This is a genomic window from Acidovorax sp. PRC11, from assembly GCF_031844105.1.
Classification (GTDB): domain Bacteria; phylum Pseudomonadota; class Gammaproteobacteria; order Burkholderiales; family Burkholderiaceae_C; genus Paracidovorax.
In genome coordinates this window covers 35861-53303 of record NZ_JAUZUQ010000022.1, presented here as the reverse complement: position 1 = coordinate 53303, position 17443 = coordinate 35861, and the positions used below count along the sequence as shown (strand labels likewise).

General features: G+C 62.8%; 14 protein-coding genes. 7 read left to right on the top strand and 7 right to left on the bottom strand.

Features of this window, described 5'->3' with window-relative positions; genetic code table 11:
* Positions 1 to 37 precede the first annotated feature (37 nt).
* The 6 genes from Q9R47_RS20270 to pilV (Q9R47_RS20245) are packed head-to-tail and all read right to left on the bottom strand — an operon-like array spanning position 38 to position 7867.
* Positions 38 to 676: a GspH/FimT family pseudopilin gene (locus tag Q9R47_RS20270; protein ID WP_311234918.1), complete on the bottom strand. Its 639-nt coding sequence runs from the start codon at positions 674 to 676 to the stop codon at positions 38 to 40.
* A complete protein-coding gene (locus Q9R47_RS20265) occupies positions 640 to 1134 on the bottom strand; it encodes a type IV pilin protein (RefSeq protein WP_311234917.1) in 495 nt (164 codons plus the stop codon). The genes Q9R47_RS20270 and Q9R47_RS20265 overlap by 37 nt, the downstream gene beginning before the upstream one ends.
* Positions 1131 to 5540 (bottom strand): PilC/PilY family type IV pilus protein, encoded by a 4410-nt coding sequence (locus Q9R47_RS20260; RefSeq protein WP_311234916.1) that lies wholly within the window; start codon positions 5538 to 5540, stop codon positions 1131 to 1133. Before Q9R47_RS20260 ends, Q9R47_RS20265 begins: the two co-directional genes overlap by 4 nt.
* 7 nt (positions 5541 to 5547) lie before the next feature.
* The gene (locus tag Q9R47_RS20255) at positions 5548 to 6147 is read right to left on the bottom strand and encodes a PilX N-terminal domain-containing pilus assembly protein (RefSeq protein ID WP_311234915.1); all 600 of its coding nucleotides are present in this window, start codon (positions 6145 to 6147) and stop codon (positions 5548 to 5550) included.
* The gene (locus Q9R47_RS20250; protein WP_311234914.1) at positions 6144 to 7208 is read right to left on the bottom strand and encodes a PilW family protein; all 1065 of its coding nucleotides are present in this window, start codon (positions 7206 to 7208) and stop codon (positions 6144 to 6146) included. Before Q9R47_RS20250 ends, Q9R47_RS20255 begins: the two co-directional genes overlap by 4 nt.
* On the bottom strand, positions 7208 to 7867 hold the full coding sequence (pilV, locus tag Q9R47_RS20245; RefSeq protein WP_311234913.1) for a type IV pilus modification protein PilV: 660 nt from the start codon (positions 7865 to 7867) through the stop codon (positions 7208 to 7210). Before pilV (Q9R47_RS20245) ends, Q9R47_RS20250 begins: the two co-directional genes overlap by 1 nt.
* A 136-nt stretch (positions 7868 to 8003) precedes the next feature.
* Here pilV (Q9R47_RS20245) and ribD point away from each other — a divergent pair, with 136 nt between their 5' ends.
* Complete coding sequence (ribD, locus tag Q9R47_RS20240; protein WP_311234912.1) at positions 8004 to 9128, top strand: bifunctional diaminohydroxyphosphoribosylaminopyrimidine deaminase/5-amino-6-(5-phosphoribosylamino)uracil reductase RibD; 1125 nt, start codon at positions 8004 to 8006, stop codon at positions 9126 to 9128.
* A 19-nt stretch (positions 9129 to 9147) separates the two neighbouring features.
* Here the strand turns inward: ribD and Q9R47_RS20235 are convergent, their stop codons facing one another.
* Positions 9148 to 9435 carry a hypothetical protein gene (locus Q9R47_RS20235; protein WP_311234911.1) on the bottom strand — a complete coding sequence of 96 codons (288 nt, stop codon included), beginning with the start codon at positions 9433 to 9435 and terminating at the stop codon, positions 9148 to 9150.
* Between the two features lie 35 nt (positions 9436 to 9470).
* Here Q9R47_RS20235 and pilV (Q9R47_RS20230) point away from each other — a divergent pair, with 35 nt between their 5' ends.
* The 6 genes from pilV (Q9R47_RS20230) to Q9R47_RS20205 all read left to right on the top strand — a co-directional run bounded on the left by pilV (Q9R47_RS20230) (position 9471) and on the right by Q9R47_RS20205 (position 17408).
* Positions 9471 to 10145: a type IV pilus modification protein PilV gene (pilV, locus tag Q9R47_RS20230; RefSeq protein WP_311234910.1), complete on the top strand. Its 675-nt coding sequence runs from the start codon at positions 9471 to 9473 to the stop codon at positions 10143 to 10145.
* Complete coding sequence (locus Q9R47_RS20225; RefSeq protein ID WP_311234909.1) at positions 10142 to 11179, top strand: PilW family protein; 1038 nt, start codon at positions 10142 to 10144, stop codon at positions 11177 to 11179. The genes pilV (Q9R47_RS20230) and Q9R47_RS20225 overlap by 4 nt, the downstream gene beginning before the upstream one ends.
* Positions 11180 to 11244: 65 nt before the next feature.
* Positions 11245 to 11823, top strand: coding sequence for a PilX N-terminal domain-containing pilus assembly protein (locus Q9R47_RS20220; protein WP_311234908.1), 579 nt, complete (start codon positions 11245 to 11247; stop codon positions 11821 to 11823).
* Between the two features lie 7 nt (positions 11824 to 11830).
* Positions 11831 to 16312, top strand: coding sequence for a PilC/PilY family type IV pilus protein (locus tag Q9R47_RS20215; RefSeq protein ID WP_311234907.1), 4482 nt, complete (start codon positions 11831 to 11833; stop codon positions 16310 to 16312).
* A complete protein-coding gene (locus Q9R47_RS20210; protein ID WP_311234906.1) occupies positions 16309 to 16803 on the top strand; it encodes a type IV pilin protein in 495 nt (164 codons plus the stop codon). The genes Q9R47_RS20215 and Q9R47_RS20210 overlap by 4 nt, the downstream gene beginning before the upstream one ends.
* Positions 16800 to 17408 (top strand): GspH/FimT family protein, encoded by a 609-nt coding sequence (locus Q9R47_RS20205; RefSeq protein ID WP_311234905.1) that lies wholly within the window; start codon positions 16800 to 16802, stop codon positions 17406 to 17408. Before Q9R47_RS20210 ends, Q9R47_RS20205 begins: the two co-directional genes overlap by 4 nt.
* The last annotated feature ends 35 nt before the right edge of the window (positions 17409 to 17443 follow it).

Here is a 17443-nt window from a genome sequence, read left to right as displayed (position 1 = left end):
AAGCCGCTTCCTTTCCTAAGCAATCATTTGGTTTTTACTACCTGCCTGAGGATGAACAGGTGCTGTCAGTGCTGCTCGTCGGCTTGCAGCTCCGAATTCGCCCCGTCTGGTTGATGATGATCCGGCGGGTTTCACCAGTCTGCGCAGAACTGGAGACATCGGTTCTGGCAATGGTGATGGTCGAATTGGAAAAGGTCGCGTCTTTCGCTCGGGGGAATCCAGAGCTGTCGAACATCAGGTAGGGCGGGGACTCCGCGGCCGTACCACCTGCGCTGATGCTGATGAAGCCCGGCAGTGGCTCCTGCGTGAGAACCGTGAAGTCCTGTGCGCTGTTGTAGTTCTGCGATCTGTCGATGTCAACGAATACTAGCCACCCGGAAGTCCAGGTGGCAGCGTTGCCGCTACCGGCAGGAACCACGAACGTGTTCTTGCCACGCTTCATGGCTTCTGCCCTCGCCGCCGTCAATGCGCCGACCAGTGAATTTGTCACCGAGGTCAACTGCGAATTTCTTCGGAACTGGACGAAGCTCGGAACGGCCACCGTGGCCAGAATGGCCGCAATGGCCAAGGTCACCATAAGCTCAATGAGCGTGAAACCTCGGCGATTGTCCGGCACGGAGGGTTGCGATCGTCGCGCTCTCATGGCCAGCAGAGCTGAGGTTTCGATCCGGTGCATGTCTTTTGCCCAAAACTATTGAGCTGCAGAACCCCTGCGTCCGAGTCGGTCTGGGTAGGAGCCGCTTCCAGCATTACGCAGCTTTTCAGATCCAGGGTGGTATTGGTATTTCCGGAGGCCACCGTGCATTCTTTGGCGGAGAGCCTGTATGCGGGATTGGAAGCGTTGTCTCCTGAGTAGGTCTTGAACGGCACGGAGGAGGAAGTTCCCCCCGCGCAGGTGGTCGCGCTCACGGTGCCTGACGTGTTCGTGAACTTCAGATAGCAGTTGTTCTGCGTCATGTAACGCTCCTCCTGCTGCATCAGTTCGGCGAGTGCCGTGCGTCCTTGCGCCCTCCTGCCCTTGAGTACCGAGTCTTTGTAGGACGGGTAGGCGATGGCAGCGAGCAGGCCCACGATGGCCACGACGATCATCACCTCGATGAGCGTGAATCCATGGTGTGTTCGAGCGTTCTTCATTGTGCCTTCAGGTCCTGGTAATTGTTGATTTGCCGCCAGCTCAGTCTTCCGACGATTTCGTTGATGACCACGTCGCTGCCCTGGGCCGAGTTCGCCTGTCCCGGGTTCAGCCGGGACTGCGGACTCCTGCGGATCGCCTGGCCCGCGCTGTCGAAGGGGGTCACCGTTTCCGCAGATTCATTGTCGAAGAGCATGACGGGGCCGAGCAGCCCGACCTGGGATTTCTCATAACCTCCGGAGCCCGCACCTACATTGATCGTATACGCATTGCCGCCACCCGCTGCGCTGTTGCACGTGCCCTGGTTGCCTGCCGATCCTGGGACGATCGTGTTGAATGCTGCGACCAGACTGCCGCGGTTGAGTATGTTGCTGATGAGCCTTTCGCCGCTGCTCGGCATGTCGACATACCACCCAGAGCGCGGACTCACGGAGTCGGTATCGCTGACCGCCTTCCCCCACGTGAATGCAGGTACGGTGACAGTCAGCGCAGTCGTGTCCACGCTCCCTTGTTTCAGCCGGGACCGTCCCGCAATGAAGCCCGCATCGTCGACCACCCCTGAGAAACCGGTGTCGTACAGCGCGTAAATGCTTTCTGCCCGTGTGGACGTGGTATCGGCGCTTTCAAGAAACTTGCCGGTTCCCACCATCACGTAGAAAGTCGGCAATCCCCGCACCGTAGGGCCGGCGAACAGGGTAGGGGGTGCGGTGATGGGTTGTCGCACACCTGCAGAAGTCTTGGCCGTGAAGAAGGGAGCAGGTTGCCCGCCGGCGTTCTTGTAAGCGGTCAGATTGGTCATTGACCAGTTGCTGGCCGCCACGCCCTGGAAGTTGAGTTTCCAGATGCTTCCGTGCAGGTCCCCGACATACATGTTGGTGACTTCCTTGTTCACACCGAAGAGCGGGGTGAAGTTCAGAGCACCCGTGGCGCGGGTAGAGCTCAGGGTGCTGTCGATGGGAAGTGCCACCTTGTAGTAATTGGTCCCCAGCGCCCAGGCATCTCCGACGGCCTTGTCCAGGGCCAGTAAGAACAGCGTCGGGTTGCCATCGCTGTAATTTCCCGCGCTGTCCGCTTTGACGTAGTTGTTCACGCCGCTTGCCACCACCGCGAACCAGCGGTACGTAGGCGTGCCCGTGGCATTGGTGCGAAGCTTCAACACCTGGGGCCTGCCGACCACGTAGCCCATGTCGGCATCTTCATTCGACGTGAATTCCCAGAGCGCTTTCGTTCCGTCGAAATTGGCCGGATTAGTAACATCCAGCGCGAACACGCCCTGGCCTCCCGCCCCTGTACCGGACACAAGAACGGTTTTCCAGTCGGTGGCACCACCAGTGTTGGCTACCTGTGCCTCTGCAACCACCGGGGAGGCATCCACGTAGCTCTGGTGGTTATTGTTATAGGTCGTACTGGTCAGCGCGGACAGCCGCGGGCCCATCCAGCTGGGAATGTATGCAAACAGTTCGCTGCCGTCCTGCGCATTGAATGCATGCAGCATTCCGTCGTTCGCTCCAACGAACACGGCCTTGGTCCGACTCGCGTTGGCGGTGACGAATGCGGTGTAGCCCGTGCCCGCATAAGCGAGGGATGGACCTCCCGAGTAGACAACGGAGGAGTTGACGATGTCGCCCAAAATAGAGCCGACGCTTCGGCGCCGGAAGGGCGAGCCCTCGCGGCTGCGGTCCCCCCTCAGAAAATCCAGGCGCGCCGAGCCCAATGCGTCCGTTGCCGCACTCGGAGACTCCTTGTTGAGTTGGGCCTGAAGCGTGCTGTCAATGGTGGACCACGTGAAGGCAACGGCTTTGGGGTTGGCCGTGGCAGCTGCTTGCCCGACATAGATCTTCCGGTTCGCTGCCGGGGACGTCATGTTGTTCAGTTGGGTGGCGGCGCTCCAGGAACCTGTCCCTGAACCGACGGCGAGTTCCCTGTTGGCATTGACTGTAAGGGTCTGTGCAACAACGTCACCGCTCCAGTTCGTGGTATCGAATTTGGCCGAATAGATGACTGCGCCCGAGCTGGTGCTGATGCTCGTGGAAGAGGCGGCAGAGCCGGCGATGCTGCTCGCGGTCGATGCGGCACGAGAGAAGATTTCCTCGAAGGCATTCAGTACGCCGCGCGCGCTGCTTTGTAAGTAGTAGGTACTCGCTTCGCCGGGTGCGGTGGATTTTTGCCAGACGTCATTGTTGTTAACGCCGGCGTCCGTACTCAAATTCTCCGACCGCACGCCTGCCTGGCTTTTGAATGGGTTGCCTTGAGTGTTGAAAGGGCGCGAGTTTGCGTTGGATTCGGTTTCAAATCCGCCATATTTGGCGGCCATGAAGAACTGATTGGCGAACCGGCGCGTGTTTGTGTCGTTCTGGTCGCCGTATTCGTTGACGTCGAACAGAAAGGTTTTCACACGAAGGCCCGGTCGTTGCTTCGTGGGCGCGCCGGTCCAGTCGCTTCCGCGGATATCGTGGGTATGCGCCCAGTACGCAGATCCCATGATCTGACTGGTGCCGGATGCACTGGGTACCCGCGTGTTGGCGCCGTTGGGGTTCGCGATGGGCCGCGTGGTGCCTCGTCCATCCACGTAGGTTGCACTGGTGATGTTCTTCTCGAAAGACTGGACCACACTTCTCCATCCATTGATGTCGATGATGTTGTTGGCCGCATTGGGTGTGGGAAGTCGATTGCCGTCGTGCGTGTTTATGTCCCCGATGACGACGATGTTGCTTTTCAGGCAGGAGTAGTCGGCTGTGGACGATCGGCTCCCCCCATACGGGTCCGTCCATGTCGTATAGACAGGATAACCGTCGTACATGGAAGTTGTCATATTGCTGATCGCATCCGCGCTCGGGCCGAGCCCCTGCAGATAGCGCAACGTTTCGTAATGCAGCTCACCTACGGGATCGTACGTTTTGTACCGACCTTGAACCGGTCCCGTACGGCCGAATTTGTTCAGGTAGTTGATGACCCCGCTGATTCCGAAGTTCAGCGAGGCATTGGTGTTGGTGTAATTGTCAGGGTTTTGCACGAAAACCCCTGTGGTGGCATCCCATTCCGCGGCTGGGTTGCCCCCCACCGGCGTATTCTCCTGGCCTTGCTCATTGTAGGTTTTCGTTCCGACATATTTCATTGGTGCACGCAGCACGCCGCCGTATCGGCCATTGTTGTAGCTCGCCGTAGGATCCATCAAATAGCCAAATGCCGCCAGCCTGAGTTGCTCGCTGTACCGCTGAACCGCCCCTGTCGGTTTGAAGGATCCACTGGGATATTGGCGGCAGAGATTGTAGTCACGAGAATCGTTCAGGGTCGTTCCGGAACTGTCGCATACTTGGACACGCGCGTAGAAGAAACCGTCGCTCGTCAGGGTTGCCGGCGGGCGCCACGTTCCGGTGTAGGTAACGTAATACACATTTTTGCCGGTACCTGGAAGCGGGTCGCCGAGGACGCTGTTGCACCCTTGGGGGCATCGCAATCCCTCGCTCGCTGCCACCACTTTCCATTTGGTGCCAGCGCCATACCATATCTGCTTGATTCCAGTGAACGAGCAGGTGCCCGTCTCTCCGGCTATGCAGCGCTGGGCGTCCGGCGGAAGATTCGAGGTCGTGGTCGCTGGAGAATTGTTCTCCAGGACGTTGCCACCCGCAGGACCACCGAGGGTGTAGCTTCCGGGACCACTATTGCAGTCGCCTGCCCTGGATGTCCCGAAATAGATCCGGTTCAGCGTGTTGGCGACCCAGATGTCATTGCTGCCGGCTGCCGTTGCCAAGGCGGTAGGGACTGCTCCCCAGTAGGTGCCTGCGCCGCCGCCATCCCGGGTCAGCTGCTTGGCTGGAAAATTGTTGCTGTTCCACATGCATACCGGGTCACCATTAGGAAGGACGGCGCGCTGCAATATGGTGAGATTGCTGGTATCGATATAGCGATCTCCGCCCGACAGTGCCAGACGGAGCATGTCGATGGCCGAACTGCTGGCCCAGTTCAGGAAGTTTCCGCTGAAGGCGTCGCTGCACTTCCGATTGGTGGCGGCGCCTATGCGGTCGAAGCGTTTGTAGTCGGCCGCAGAGAGGCCTGGGGCGACGGTTTCCGTCGGGGAATTGTTATAGCGATAGCAGCTTTCGGCATCGTAATAGCCGAGATACTCCGTGCTGTTGGAGTAGGTGTTGTCGATATTCCCCCCGGGGGTGTACTGGGCGCCCACGGTGGGGTATTCCACCGAAAGGGCAAGCGCCATGGCCGGCTTGTCTGCGGTGGAGTTGGCGTAAAGAGGGCCATTTGCCAACTGAAGAATGGGAATATTGGGTGGGCTGGATCCGCCCACCGCCACGAAGGAAATGATGCCCACAGGTATTGCCGCTATGGCTGCCCAGGTGCCTGGGCGGCGAAGTCTGCGGGACAGGTTCACCATGGTTCGATAAATGGACATGATGGGTTCAATTTCTGTAGATCATCTGCAGCACGGTTTGCGTGTCGGCGTTGGGGCCGAAACCCATGGCGGTGATCCGGTATATGTACCTGGACTTTTCCGGACCTTCCGTGGCTGCGTAGTACGGGTCGGGAATGGGTTCAATGACGTAGCGTGGCGCTTTGGCCGGTTGAATGCCAGCGCTGCCCGATGGAAAAGTGCGCCCCGTGAAGCTGCCGAACTCCGTCGTCGCGGCACTGTCGCCAGTGGCGTCGAAATCGACGGTCAGCCAACCCGGTTTCACCGAAGGGTCGTAGGCACAGAGCCCCTTGGACGTTCCCGAGGTACCGCAGCCGGCAACGAATTTGGAAATATCGGTGGCTTTCAGTTTGAATATCGCGTTCCGCCGGGTGGCGGATCCGGTAGTCACGCCCAAAATATCGTATTCCGCGTCCAGGAGCACGGCTTCCGTCGCCTGCCAGGCAATCTGCTTGTCCCGGTCGCTGCGGGTCGCCTTCTCCGACATCATCGCGATCTGGATGCCTCCCACGCCGAGGACAGAGACGACGATCAACAGCAGCATCACGATGATGAGAGACGCGCCAGACTGTGGGGTGCGGTATTTCATCGTTTCTCCACTTGGGCATTGCGCAGGTGAATGGTGAAAGTCACCGCCTGGCGCAGTCGGCCATCCTGGGGCGCAGAAAATGCAGTTCCCGGGTCGTTGGTCGATACGAATGCGGAGCCCGCGGCAGCGGAAGCCCCGGCCGCCGCACCGCCCAATGGGTACAGAGTCCGGCTGCTGTTGTCCACTGCAGATCCCACGGGGCCGCGCAATACCATCCCTACCCGGATGCTGCGAACCTGCCGCCAGTTCGCGTTGGTGGCGGCGGTGTTGCCGCTTACGGTCAATTGGTCTGCCCTGAGATAGCGCTCCGGAACCGTGTCGACGGCCGACGCTGCGGGGGCCGCTGTATTGCCTGGCCCGATGCCGTCCACGCCGTAGAGCACCTGGAAGTTCTCCACCCCGCTGATGAGCGGTTGAGGTTCTCCTAGGGTGCCGGAAGCATCGGTCCGAGAACAAGCCAGGGCAGGCTCCCCGTCGTCGCTGGTGATCACGTGGAGAATGCTCACCATGCGGTCATATCTGTCAGCCGGCAGCGCAGTGATGGTGTTTCCAGAACAATCGATGACCGCGCCATCCGACGTCGGGCCGGATGCCGTTCTCCAGGGCGCTTCGGCGACCTGGAAGCGCATGACCAGGATGTCGCTGCCGTACCCCAGGGTCCCACTCGAACGGGCGCTGCCGGCATTCCAGGCATCGCTCGTGCCGCGGGAGCTGTTGTTGAGGCCGAATACATTCGGGGGGGGATCTGCCGCCAGGCTGTCGGTACTGGGCGGGACGGGTGTGGCAGCGTACTGCACGTCGAGGAAACCCACCTGTACGCCAATGCGCTGGAGCACCTCCGTCACGAACCGTGCGTTTTCACGCAACTGGGATTCTGCGTCCACGCTCGTGAAGCCCTGCCGGGCAATGATCAAGGCAGTGATCGCAGCCAGCACCACGAAAGTACTGATCGCCATGGCCACCATCAACTCAACCAGGGTCAGGCCGAGATGATGCCGACGGCGCGATCGGCGCTGCGCAGGCCAGCCTGACGCCTTTTTGTTCTGGAGTGTGGAAGACATCATGTGTCGCCTTGCGAATTGCCGCTCGTCACGGGAAAAATGAGAGCGGGGGCGGAGCCATCACCGGTAGCCATTTCGAGCACGCCCTGTCCTGTCGCGACGCGGTTGGTGGAGTTGCGCGTCCACCCCATCTTGATTACCGCGATGCCGTTAGAGGCCGCGGTGGGGCAATCCCACTCGCCTTTGCCATTGCTGTCGTAGGGCGCGTTGTCGAAGCACACCACCACACGTGCGCCCGGCAGTTCGGCCCGTACGCGAGCCAACCATTCCGTCATTTCTGCCGATGCCACCGCCTTGGCAGTGCTGCACCCCGTAGAGGCGTTACTGACAGCGAGGCAGTATTCGGAAGGTGCAGATGACATGGACCCCGAAAAATCTCCCAGATAGGGGTTATCGGCGGTAGTGGTCTTGGCTCCCACCACTTTGTTGCCCCGTATCATTTCGGCCAGCTCCCTTGCCAGGTTGGCTGCCTGGGCCTGCACGCGGGCGTCGCGATTGGCCTGGATGGAATAGGCCTGCAGGCCCACCACACCCAGCATGCCGAAGGAAAGCACCACGATGGAAACCAGGACCTCGACCAGCGAGAATCCCTGCTCTTCCGGGAAGGCGTGCCCTCTGCGCAATCGCTGCAGCGGACCTGCGATGATTCGACGGTTCATCCCCAGGATGTTACGAAAATTTGCGCGTTTGGAGGTTCCCGCTCCTGACCGTTCGTGCCATCCGTTCAACCGTTCAACCGCCCAGGTTCTCCAGGGTGCGGGGAGACGCTCCCACCGGGGCCCATGAGGAAGTTTGATGCCCGATTCGTTCAGCCCGCAGGAATTGATGCAGTTGGCGCTTCAGAAAGCTGAGGAAGGACTGTTTCGTACCTCTCCGAATCCCCGCGTCGGTTGCGTGATCGCCAGCGTTGACGGACGTATTCTGGGGATGGGCAGCACCCAGCGGGCGGGAGAAGCACATGCTGAAATCATGGCGCTCCAGGATGCCAGGCACCGCGGCCACTCCACACAGGGCGCCGTGGCTTACGTCACCCTGGAGCCTTGTTCGCATCATGGACGGACCGGTCCATGCTGCGAAGCGCTCGCGCAGGCCGGTATCTCGAAGGTCGTGGCTTCCATGGCCGACCCCAACCCGCTGATTGCAGGAAGGGGTTTTGCGCGCCTGCGTGCGGCCGGCATCGACGTGGAAGTCGGCCCGGGCGCTCAGGCTTCGAAGACTCTGAATCTCGGCTTCCTCAGCAGGATGGTCCGGGGCGTGCCGTGGGTGCGGCTGAAGGTGGCGTCGTCGCTGGATGGCGTGACTGCGCTGCCGAATGGCGCTAGCCAGTGGATCACAGCAGAAGCGGCGCGAAGGGATGTCCATGCATGGAGGGCACGCGCATGCGCGGTGCTGACGGGTATCGGCACCATCCTTGCGGACGACCCCCGCATGGACGTACGGTGGGTGGATACGCTGCGCCAGCCATGGCTGGCGATCGTGGATAGCCAGCTGCGCACGCCGGCGGATGCATCTTTGTTCCAGGTGCGCGACCGGGCCGTGGTGATCTATGCGGCACGGCCGGATCCTGAGCGGGAGACAGCTTTGAAGGCGCAAGGGGCCACCGTGGTCCATTTGCCGGATCCGTCCGGCTACCGCGTGGATGTGCACGCCATGCTGCGCAACCTCGCACAGAGAGGTGCCAACGAATTGCACGTAGAGGCGGGTGGAGAGCTGAACGGAGCGCTGGTGCAGGCAGGGGCTGTGGACGAGGTGCTGCTCTACCAGGCGCCCAGGCTGCTGGGATGCGGGCGGGGTATTGCCCGTTTCGGCCCTCTGGAGGCACTGTCGGACAGTGTCGATCTGCACGTTCGGTCGTTGGACCTCGTGGGCGAGGACATCCGTACCGTGGCCGAAGTGCGGGGCCGCTCGGACTTCATCTGATCGGCGGTCCTGCATCCCTTCAGACATCCGGCAACGGCAGCACTCTGTCCCACTCGTCGCGTCTGAACGCCTCCTTCAGCGTACCGCAGGCCACACAGCTCTTCTCATCCTGCGCCGTGGCGAGGGCGCCGGTCGCCAGCGCACCCGCGGCGCCGGGGTGGCCATGCCGACCATGTCCGCGTGGCGCGATCGGTAAAAACTTTTCGCCAAACTGCCGGCAGCATTGCTTTTCATAAAATGAGTGTTCTGTCAAGGTTTTCTGCCAAAAAAATAGTGACATTCCACTGTTGAGCTTTCGCAACGGCATGTTCGCATTCCACTGTTGAGCTTTAACATCTGGACATGCTTGCTAACAAGTTGTTGCGCATGTCGCTCCCATGCCCGCCGGTTTCGAGGCGGCGCGGTGTGGCCCGGGCCTCCGGCTTCACCTTGGTCGAAGTGCTGGTTTCGATCGTGCTGCTGTCGTTCGGCGTACTCGGGCTGGTCGGTGTCCAGGCCCTTGCGCTGCAATCGACCCGGGAGGCACGCCTGCAGGCCCAGGCGGCCAACCTGGCGCGGGAGATGTCCGAGATGATGCGGGGCAACAACCAGACCGCGATCAAGCCGGATCCCGGCCTGAACCCCTATCTCGTCGATCTGAGCAGTCCGCTCGCTCCGCCGACGGCGAACTACTGCCTGGATGTCTCGTCGTCTGCCGCCTGCCCGGACGGAACCGCCGTGGCGCGTTCCGAGCTGACCGACTGGCTCACCCGGCTGGACGCCGCGCTGCCCGGTGCCAGGGTGGTGATCTGCTTCGACAGCGCGCCTTACGACGCCCGGGGCCTGCCGCAATGGAAATGCACACCGGGCACCCCGGGCATCGACGAGATCGCGGTGATCAAGGTCGGATGGAGCCGCCGGTCCCTCCGCCGCACGCCGGACGGCAGCAGCGCCACCGCCGGCGTGGAGCGTGCCAGCTATCCCTATGTCGTCTTTCCCGTCACGGGCGGCAATCCGCTGGGGGCCCCGACGCGATGAAGCGCGCAGCGGTCGGTGGTTCTCGCGGGCGGCCCGCGCAGCGTGGCCTGACGCTGGTGGAGCTCATGGTGTCCGTGGCCATCAGCCTGCTGGTCGTTCTGGCCGCCAGCGCCGCGCTGGTCGTGGCCCGGCAGGGGTTCGTCAACGTCGATGCCGCCTCCCAGTTGCGCGACAACGCCCGCTTCGTCGAGGACATCGTCCAGCGCCTGGGCGTGCAGACGGGCTACCGCGACCTGTTCCAGGCCGCCTACGGCAGGACCGCGAAGGTCAGCGGACTCGACCCCGATGCGGCACCCAATACTTTTGTTTATGGCTTCAATAACAAGGCGCGGTCGAGCTCGGACAAGTGGTACGAGGCCAGCATGTCCCGCACGGCCGGCTCGCTGGGTTATGGCAGCGACGTGCTGGTGTTGCGGTTTCAGCCGGCCACGTCGAACACCGACGCCACCCAGGCCGACGGCGCGATGATCGACTGCTCCGGCAATGCGCCGGGCCCCAGCGCCAAGGATCGCTATGACCGCGTGGCGAGCGTGCTGCATGTGGACGTGAGCAACGATGGCGAGCCGGCCCTGATGTGCACCCGCTGGAATCCCGCGACCGGAGCGGTCGATACCGGCCCGCTGATCTCCGGTGTCGAGGATTTCCAGGTGCTCTACGGCGTGGACGGCATCGGGGCCGGCAACTCCGCCATGCCTTCCGATGCGACGGAGGAGGGCGTGCAGAACCGCTTCTTGCGCGCCGACCAGATCACGGTGGCCGACCCGCTGGTGTCCGCTGCCAACTGGCGCCGGGTGCGCAGCATCCGCATCGGCATGGTCCTGCGGGGTGCGCCGAACTCGGCGGTGGACCGTACGGCGCCGACCTTCTATCCGTTGGGGACCACCCAGGGATCGAGCGGCGGGGCGGCGGGAAGCATGTTCGCGGATGCCGCCAACGATCCCGGCTCGGTCTTCGCTCCCCCGGGCGACGGCCGGTTGCGGCATTCCATCACCTTCACCGTGCATTTGCGCAACAGCCAGCAGGAGCCCGGATAATGCGCCGTCCGCCGTTACATCCCCCAGCATCCCTGCCGCCACCCGACCGCGACGCGCAGGCCGGTATGTCGCTGATCACCGTCCTGCTGATCCTGGTGGTGGTGTCCATCCTCGGTGTTGCAGGCATACGGATCTCGATGATGGGCGAGCGCTCCACGCGCAATGATCGGGACCTGCAGCTGGCGTGGCAGTCCGCGGAGGCTGCGTTGATCGATGCGGAACTGGACATCCTGGGTGAGCCGGCAGGCTCTGCTGCCGGAAGGGGCGGCATCTTCCAGCGCGGCAGCACGGACGTGTCCAAATTCCTGCCGGGTTGCGGCAACTCGTTGGACACCAAAAACAGGGGGCTGTGCTATTCCGTGCCCGGGCTCGCCCCGGACTGGCTGACGGTGGACCTCGCCTCTTCGTCCGGAAATCCCTCGTCGGTGGGTTTCGGCACGTTCACGGGACGTTCCTTCCCCTCCGGACAGACAGGCATCCAGCCGTCCGCGCCGCCACGCTATGTGATCGAGCTGGTGCCGGACCCCGACGGCGCACGGACCACGGCGCCCAAGGACCGCAAGTACGTGTACCGGGTGACCGCGATGGGGTTCGGCCCCAGTTCCAGCACCCAGAGCGTCCTGCAGATCGTCTACCGAAACTGAGGCCCCCATGAACTCTCGGCTTCCGTCTTTCCGATCCTCCCCGGGCCTGTTGGGGGACGTCGGCAAACCATTCCTTGCCGCGCTCGCCATCCTGGCAGGGTTGCTGGCGGCAGGCATGTGGTCTCCCGCCGCCGGGGCGGGGGCGCCCGTCGCCACGCCACCGATCAACCTGTCGAGTGATCCGCTCTACGCGATGGGAGTCAAGGACAAGCCCGCCATTGCTCTCGCCTTGTCGGTGGAGTTTCCGACCGTGGGCGCCCAGTATGTGGATCAGCCGAAGACCGATACCGATGACTCGTACGCCAATACCCGGCAGTACCTCGGATACTACGATTCCGAAAGTTGTTATCGCTATAACGATGCGCCGCGTGAGACGGTGGAATCCGGGAAGACGGTCGCCGATTACAAGCGATTCGATCCCATAGGAAAGGCCACGTCGCGAAAATGCAATGACGCCTTCAGCGGAAACTTCCTGAACTGGGCCAGCAATTCCGCCGTGGACATGCTGCGGCTGGCATTGTCCGGAGGAGACCGGTATATCGACACGCCCACCTTGACCGTTCTCCAGCGTGCCGTTCTCCCCAATGGAGATCCCATCTGCATGTGGAATTCGACGAACTTTCCGGCCAAACGCCTCGCCCGGAACGGCGGTGGCGCAGGAAGCTACTGGGGGGCGGTACCTGATTCCATGAAGGCCGATGCGGGATCAGACGACATCTGGGTGGCCAATACGCTCAATCGCATCTATTTCCGTGCAGGGCCTTCTGCCGCAGGGTCGTGCAGGGATACGGGTGGCTACAGCCTGGGCGGGCCCGCGATCAGCAACGGCCCCGTCAGCACGGTGAACTCCAAACGTCCACCAGACACGGTGCTCTGCAGCGCGGAAGACGACATGTGCGAATTCTCGGGCGTACGGGAGGTCTGGTTCGGTGTGCCGGATGGGGATGCCTGGATGGTATTGAACGCCTCCAACGGTATCCATTGCAGCTCCGACATCATGGGTGATCCGCCACCGGCAGGTTCCAGCAGGAACTGCTACACGCGGTCCTACCAGAAGGGCTGGAAGCCCCCCGCGCCCACGCCTTCGATCAATTCCGACGGCTTCTTCTATTCGCGGGTGCAGGTGTGCAATAAATCGGAGGATCTGCTGCAGGATGTGCGCGATTTCGACCTGTGCATGCAGTATCCGAGCGGCTTCTACAAGCCCGTGGGCGTCGTCCAGAACTACTCAGATCAGCTGCGGCTGGCGGCATTCGGCTACCTCATGGACCAGACGGCCAGTGAAGCCGGTGGCCGCTACGGCGGGGTGCTGCGCGCGCCGATGAAGTATGTGGGCCAGAAAAACTTCGATGCGCTGGGGCGCGAGGAGGCCGCCCCGAATGCCAGGGCCGAGTGGGATGCCGATACCGGTGTCTTCAAGAAAAATCCCGAATCCGACGCGGTGTTCGGTGTCAGCGGGGTCGTCAATTATCTGAATCAGTTCGGACGGACCGGGCCGGTGCCGGGACGGTACAAGAAATTCGATCCCGTGGGCGAGCTGTATTACCAATCGCTGCGTTACATGCAGGGCCTTCCGCCCACCCCGGATGCGATCTCCGGCCTGGGTACGCCCACGCCGGCCAACGAGTTCTACGACGGATATCCCGTCTATACCGACTGGACCCAGATCGACCCCTATGGCGGCGCGCGCCTGCCTTCCGAGAACTACGCCTGCATGAGCAGCAATATCGTCGTGATCGGGGACGTCAATACGCACGACGGCAATTGGAGGAATATCCCGCCAGCCGATGATCCTGCCAACAACGCGACGAATTTCAGGACCTGGCACCAGGTGGTCCAGGCATTCGAGAAGAAGCAGACCATGGCCTATGTCGACGGCCAGGGCGTGGAGCGCAGGACGGCCAATCCGAATGCCGCCAATTCGGGCGTTCCCTCCTCCACCCTGAGGAGCCAGATCATGGGATATGCCTACTGGGCCCATACCCACGATATACGGGGAGCCCAATGGACTGCTGCGCCCGCGAAGCAGCGCCCCGGACTGCGGGTGAAGACCTTCGTTTTCGACGTGAACGAATTCGCCGTGCAGAACGACGCAAAAAAAAGGCGTTACGCCAATCAGTTCTTCATGGCTGCGAAATATGGCGGGTTCAATTCAACCGCTACGTCGTCGACAGGGCTGACCGATCCCTACAATTCCTACGGCAATCCTTTCCGGGACCAGGCGACAGACTCCGATGACAACGACGTCTGGCAGAAGGAAAGCGCTCCGGGAGAGGCCTCCACGTATTATCTGCAGAGCGACGCCCGTGGCGTTCTCGGGGCGTTCCGGGACATGTTCCAGGCCACGGTGGGCAGCGCGCGGAGCATTGCAGGCAGCGCCGCCGCCTCCAGCGTGCAGGCCAGTGCAGGCAATGTCCTCTACTCCGCGAAGTTCGATGTCGGCGCATGGACGGGAGACGTCATCGCAGAGCAGGTCACCCGGTGGGGAGCGGGGGAGTCAGCGGGCCTGTCGGTACCGACGAGCGCGGTATGGAGCGCTGCCGCGCGCTTGAGAATCAAGAAAGCCGCAGACCGCAGGATTTTCGCGGGCCATGGGAGCAGCCAGGCCGCGACCGGATTCACCTGGAGCGAGCTGAACGGCAAGCCGATGCAGGTGTCGTTGAGCAGGGCCTCTCCGAGCGCACCGGTGGATTCGCTGGGACCGGACCGCCTGAACTATCTGCGCGGGGTACGCACCGACGAGGGAACCGGCGCACGGTTCCGGGTCCGCAAGGAATTGCTGGGCGACATCGTGAATTCAGGCGTCACTTTTTCCGGGCCGCCCACGACGGCATTCGGCGGGAACAGCTACGGCCTGTTCATGGCCAGGAATGGAAAACGCGCGCCCGTGGTGTTTGCCGGAGCGAACGACGGCATGCTGCATGCCTTCGCTGCCCAGACGAATACGGCGAAAGGAATCACCGCCGGCGACGAACTCTTCGCCTACATCCCCAGCTGGATGGGCCCCAAGCTCTCTGCCCTGACTTCGCCCGGATATCCAGCGAACCATCAGGCCTACGTGGATGCCCCTTCGGCCGTGGGGGAGGCGCAGGTGGCTTTCACTGCCGGCGCCGGGAGCCGGACGGACTGGAAGACGGTGCTCGTTTCCGGAACCGGCGCGGGTGGGCGGGGCGTTTTCGCGCTCGATGTCTCCGAACCCGAAAGCTTCACTGCCAGCAACGCCATGTGGGAGTTCACGGGGAACGACGATCCGGACATGGGGTTCGTGGTCGGACGTCCGCAGATTCTGAAGTTCCGCACGGGTGCCGACACCTACCGCTGGTTCACCGCCGTGGCGAGTGGAGCCGACAATTACTCCAGCACGTTCGACAGTGGCGGAGGCAGCGGCCGCCCGGCGCTCTTCCTGCTCGCGCTGGACAAGACCAGGGAGAGCCCCTGGATCGAGGGGAGCAATTACTTCAAGCTGACCTTCCCGGTGGATCGGGCGTTGGCGGCCACCATGGCGACGGGGATGGTGAATTTCACGCCGCTCTACGCACCGGGCGGGGAGGTCACCCACCTCTATGCCGGCGATCTGCACGGCAAGGTGTGGAAACTGGATTTCACGTGCGCCAGTGCGGGGAACGCCGCCACGTCCTGCCCGTCGTATGGCTATAAGACCACCGCCCAGTGGAACGTGGCCAGCCTGAGCAGCTTCAGCGCGGGCGGAATTCCCTATCCCTTCTTCATCGCCGCCGACGCTTCCGGCCATGCGCAGCCGATCACATCGGCGCCGCGGCTCTTGACGGGCCCTGTCGTGAACGGCAGGGAGACCTTCTACGTCCTGATCGGCACCGGCAAGTACCTCGAGAGGCCCGACCGGACATCCACCCGACCGCAGAGCGTGTATGCCCTCTACGACGACGGCACGCCCACGATGGACTCTGCTGCGCCGGCGGCCGCCGTGTCCGGACGTGACCGCATGATCGCGGGCACGGTGGACACGGCGGCGAAAACCGTCCGTGTCGGCGGTTTCACGTGGGGCCGGCCCCTGAGCGCCGGGGACACGACCCAGCGGGCCGGCTGGTACCTGGACCTTCCGACGTCCGGCGAGCGATCCGTCAGCGGTTTCAACGATCTCGGGGGAGAGTCGGTGATGTTCAGCACGATCATTCCGGGCGATTCGAGCGCCGGCGGAGCGTGCAGTGCCACGCCCGGCTCCGGGCGCCAGTACATCGTGGACGTCCCCCTCGGCAGGGGCTCGACGGCGGAGTCCAAGGTGGGCCTGCTGGGGAACTTCGTCGTCCTCGATGACCCCGCCAGTTCGTCCGTGACCCGATACGACAGCTCCGGGCAGGCCGTGCGCACGGTCTTGAAGCGCAGCCTGCAGGTCGGATCGACCGGTGCCGCGGAAGGCAAGAGCACCCCGGTCCAGGAAGTCGTCGGCCGGCTGAGCTGGCGGCAGATCTACAACTACCGGGAACTCCGCAAGAAAGCGACCACGCCATGACGAAGCGCCGGTCCGTGCAGGGTTTCACTCTGGTGGAGCTGATGGTCGCCGTGGCGGTCGTCGGCATCCTCGCGGCGGTGGCCTATCCGTCGTATTCCGAGTCCGTCCGCAAGGGCCGGAGGGCGCAGGCGCGCGCTGCGTTGGCCGAACTCATGCAGCAGCAGGAGCGGTTCCTGACGCAGCGCAATTGCTACCTCGGGTTCAGCAACGATTCGGGCACCGCGACGGCCACGGCCAACACTGCCTGCGGCATCGCATCGACCTTCGCGGTGCCTTTCAAGACGTATGCGGGAGACAACCCGAACACCGCCAGCTACCAGCTTTCCGCCACGACCTGCAACAGCACGCTTACCCTGGCGGAATGTGTGAAGGTCGTGGCCACGCCGGTCAAGGCCGACCCGGCCGTTGGAAGCCTGTCCATGACGAGCACGGGGGGCCAGGCATGCACCGGCACCGCCAGCAGCACGAACTTCAGGCTGTGCTGGCCATGAGAACGAGTCCGCGCGAGCGGCGGTGCCGCCCCCTGGCGTCCGCGGTGCTTCGGGGCTTCACGCTGGTCGAACTCATGGTGACGCTGGCCGTGGTGGTCGTGCTGCTCCGCATCTGCGTGCCGGGATTCAGGAGCATCCAACGCAATTCGGAGCTCACATCGGCTGCCAACGGCCTGCTCGCCAGCATCAATGCGGCCAGGACGGAAGCCATGAAACGCAACCTGCGCGCGGCAGTGGTTCCTGCGGATGGCAGCTCCTGGGCAGGGGGATGGGTCGTGTACGTGGACATCGACGGGTCGGATGGCTTCAATGCCGCCAAGGACCTGGTGGTCTCCACGCAGCCGGCACTGGCATCGTATTTTTCGATGAGCGGCAACAACACCGCTGCGGGCCGCAGCCCCTACATCCTGTTCAACGGGTCGGGCTATCCCGTGACGAAGGACTCCGCTCCCACGAGCCTTTCCGTGGCCATCGCGCGCAACGACCTTGCCGATGATCCGTCGAGGGAGCAGACGCGGCGCGTCGTCCTCTCCAAGACGGGCCGCGTGCGCGTGTGCAAGCCCGCCTCGTCCTCCGACAGCGGCTGTTCCAGCGCGAGCAATTGACCGGCGCCGATCATCCGGCGGGGTGGCGCCGGCCT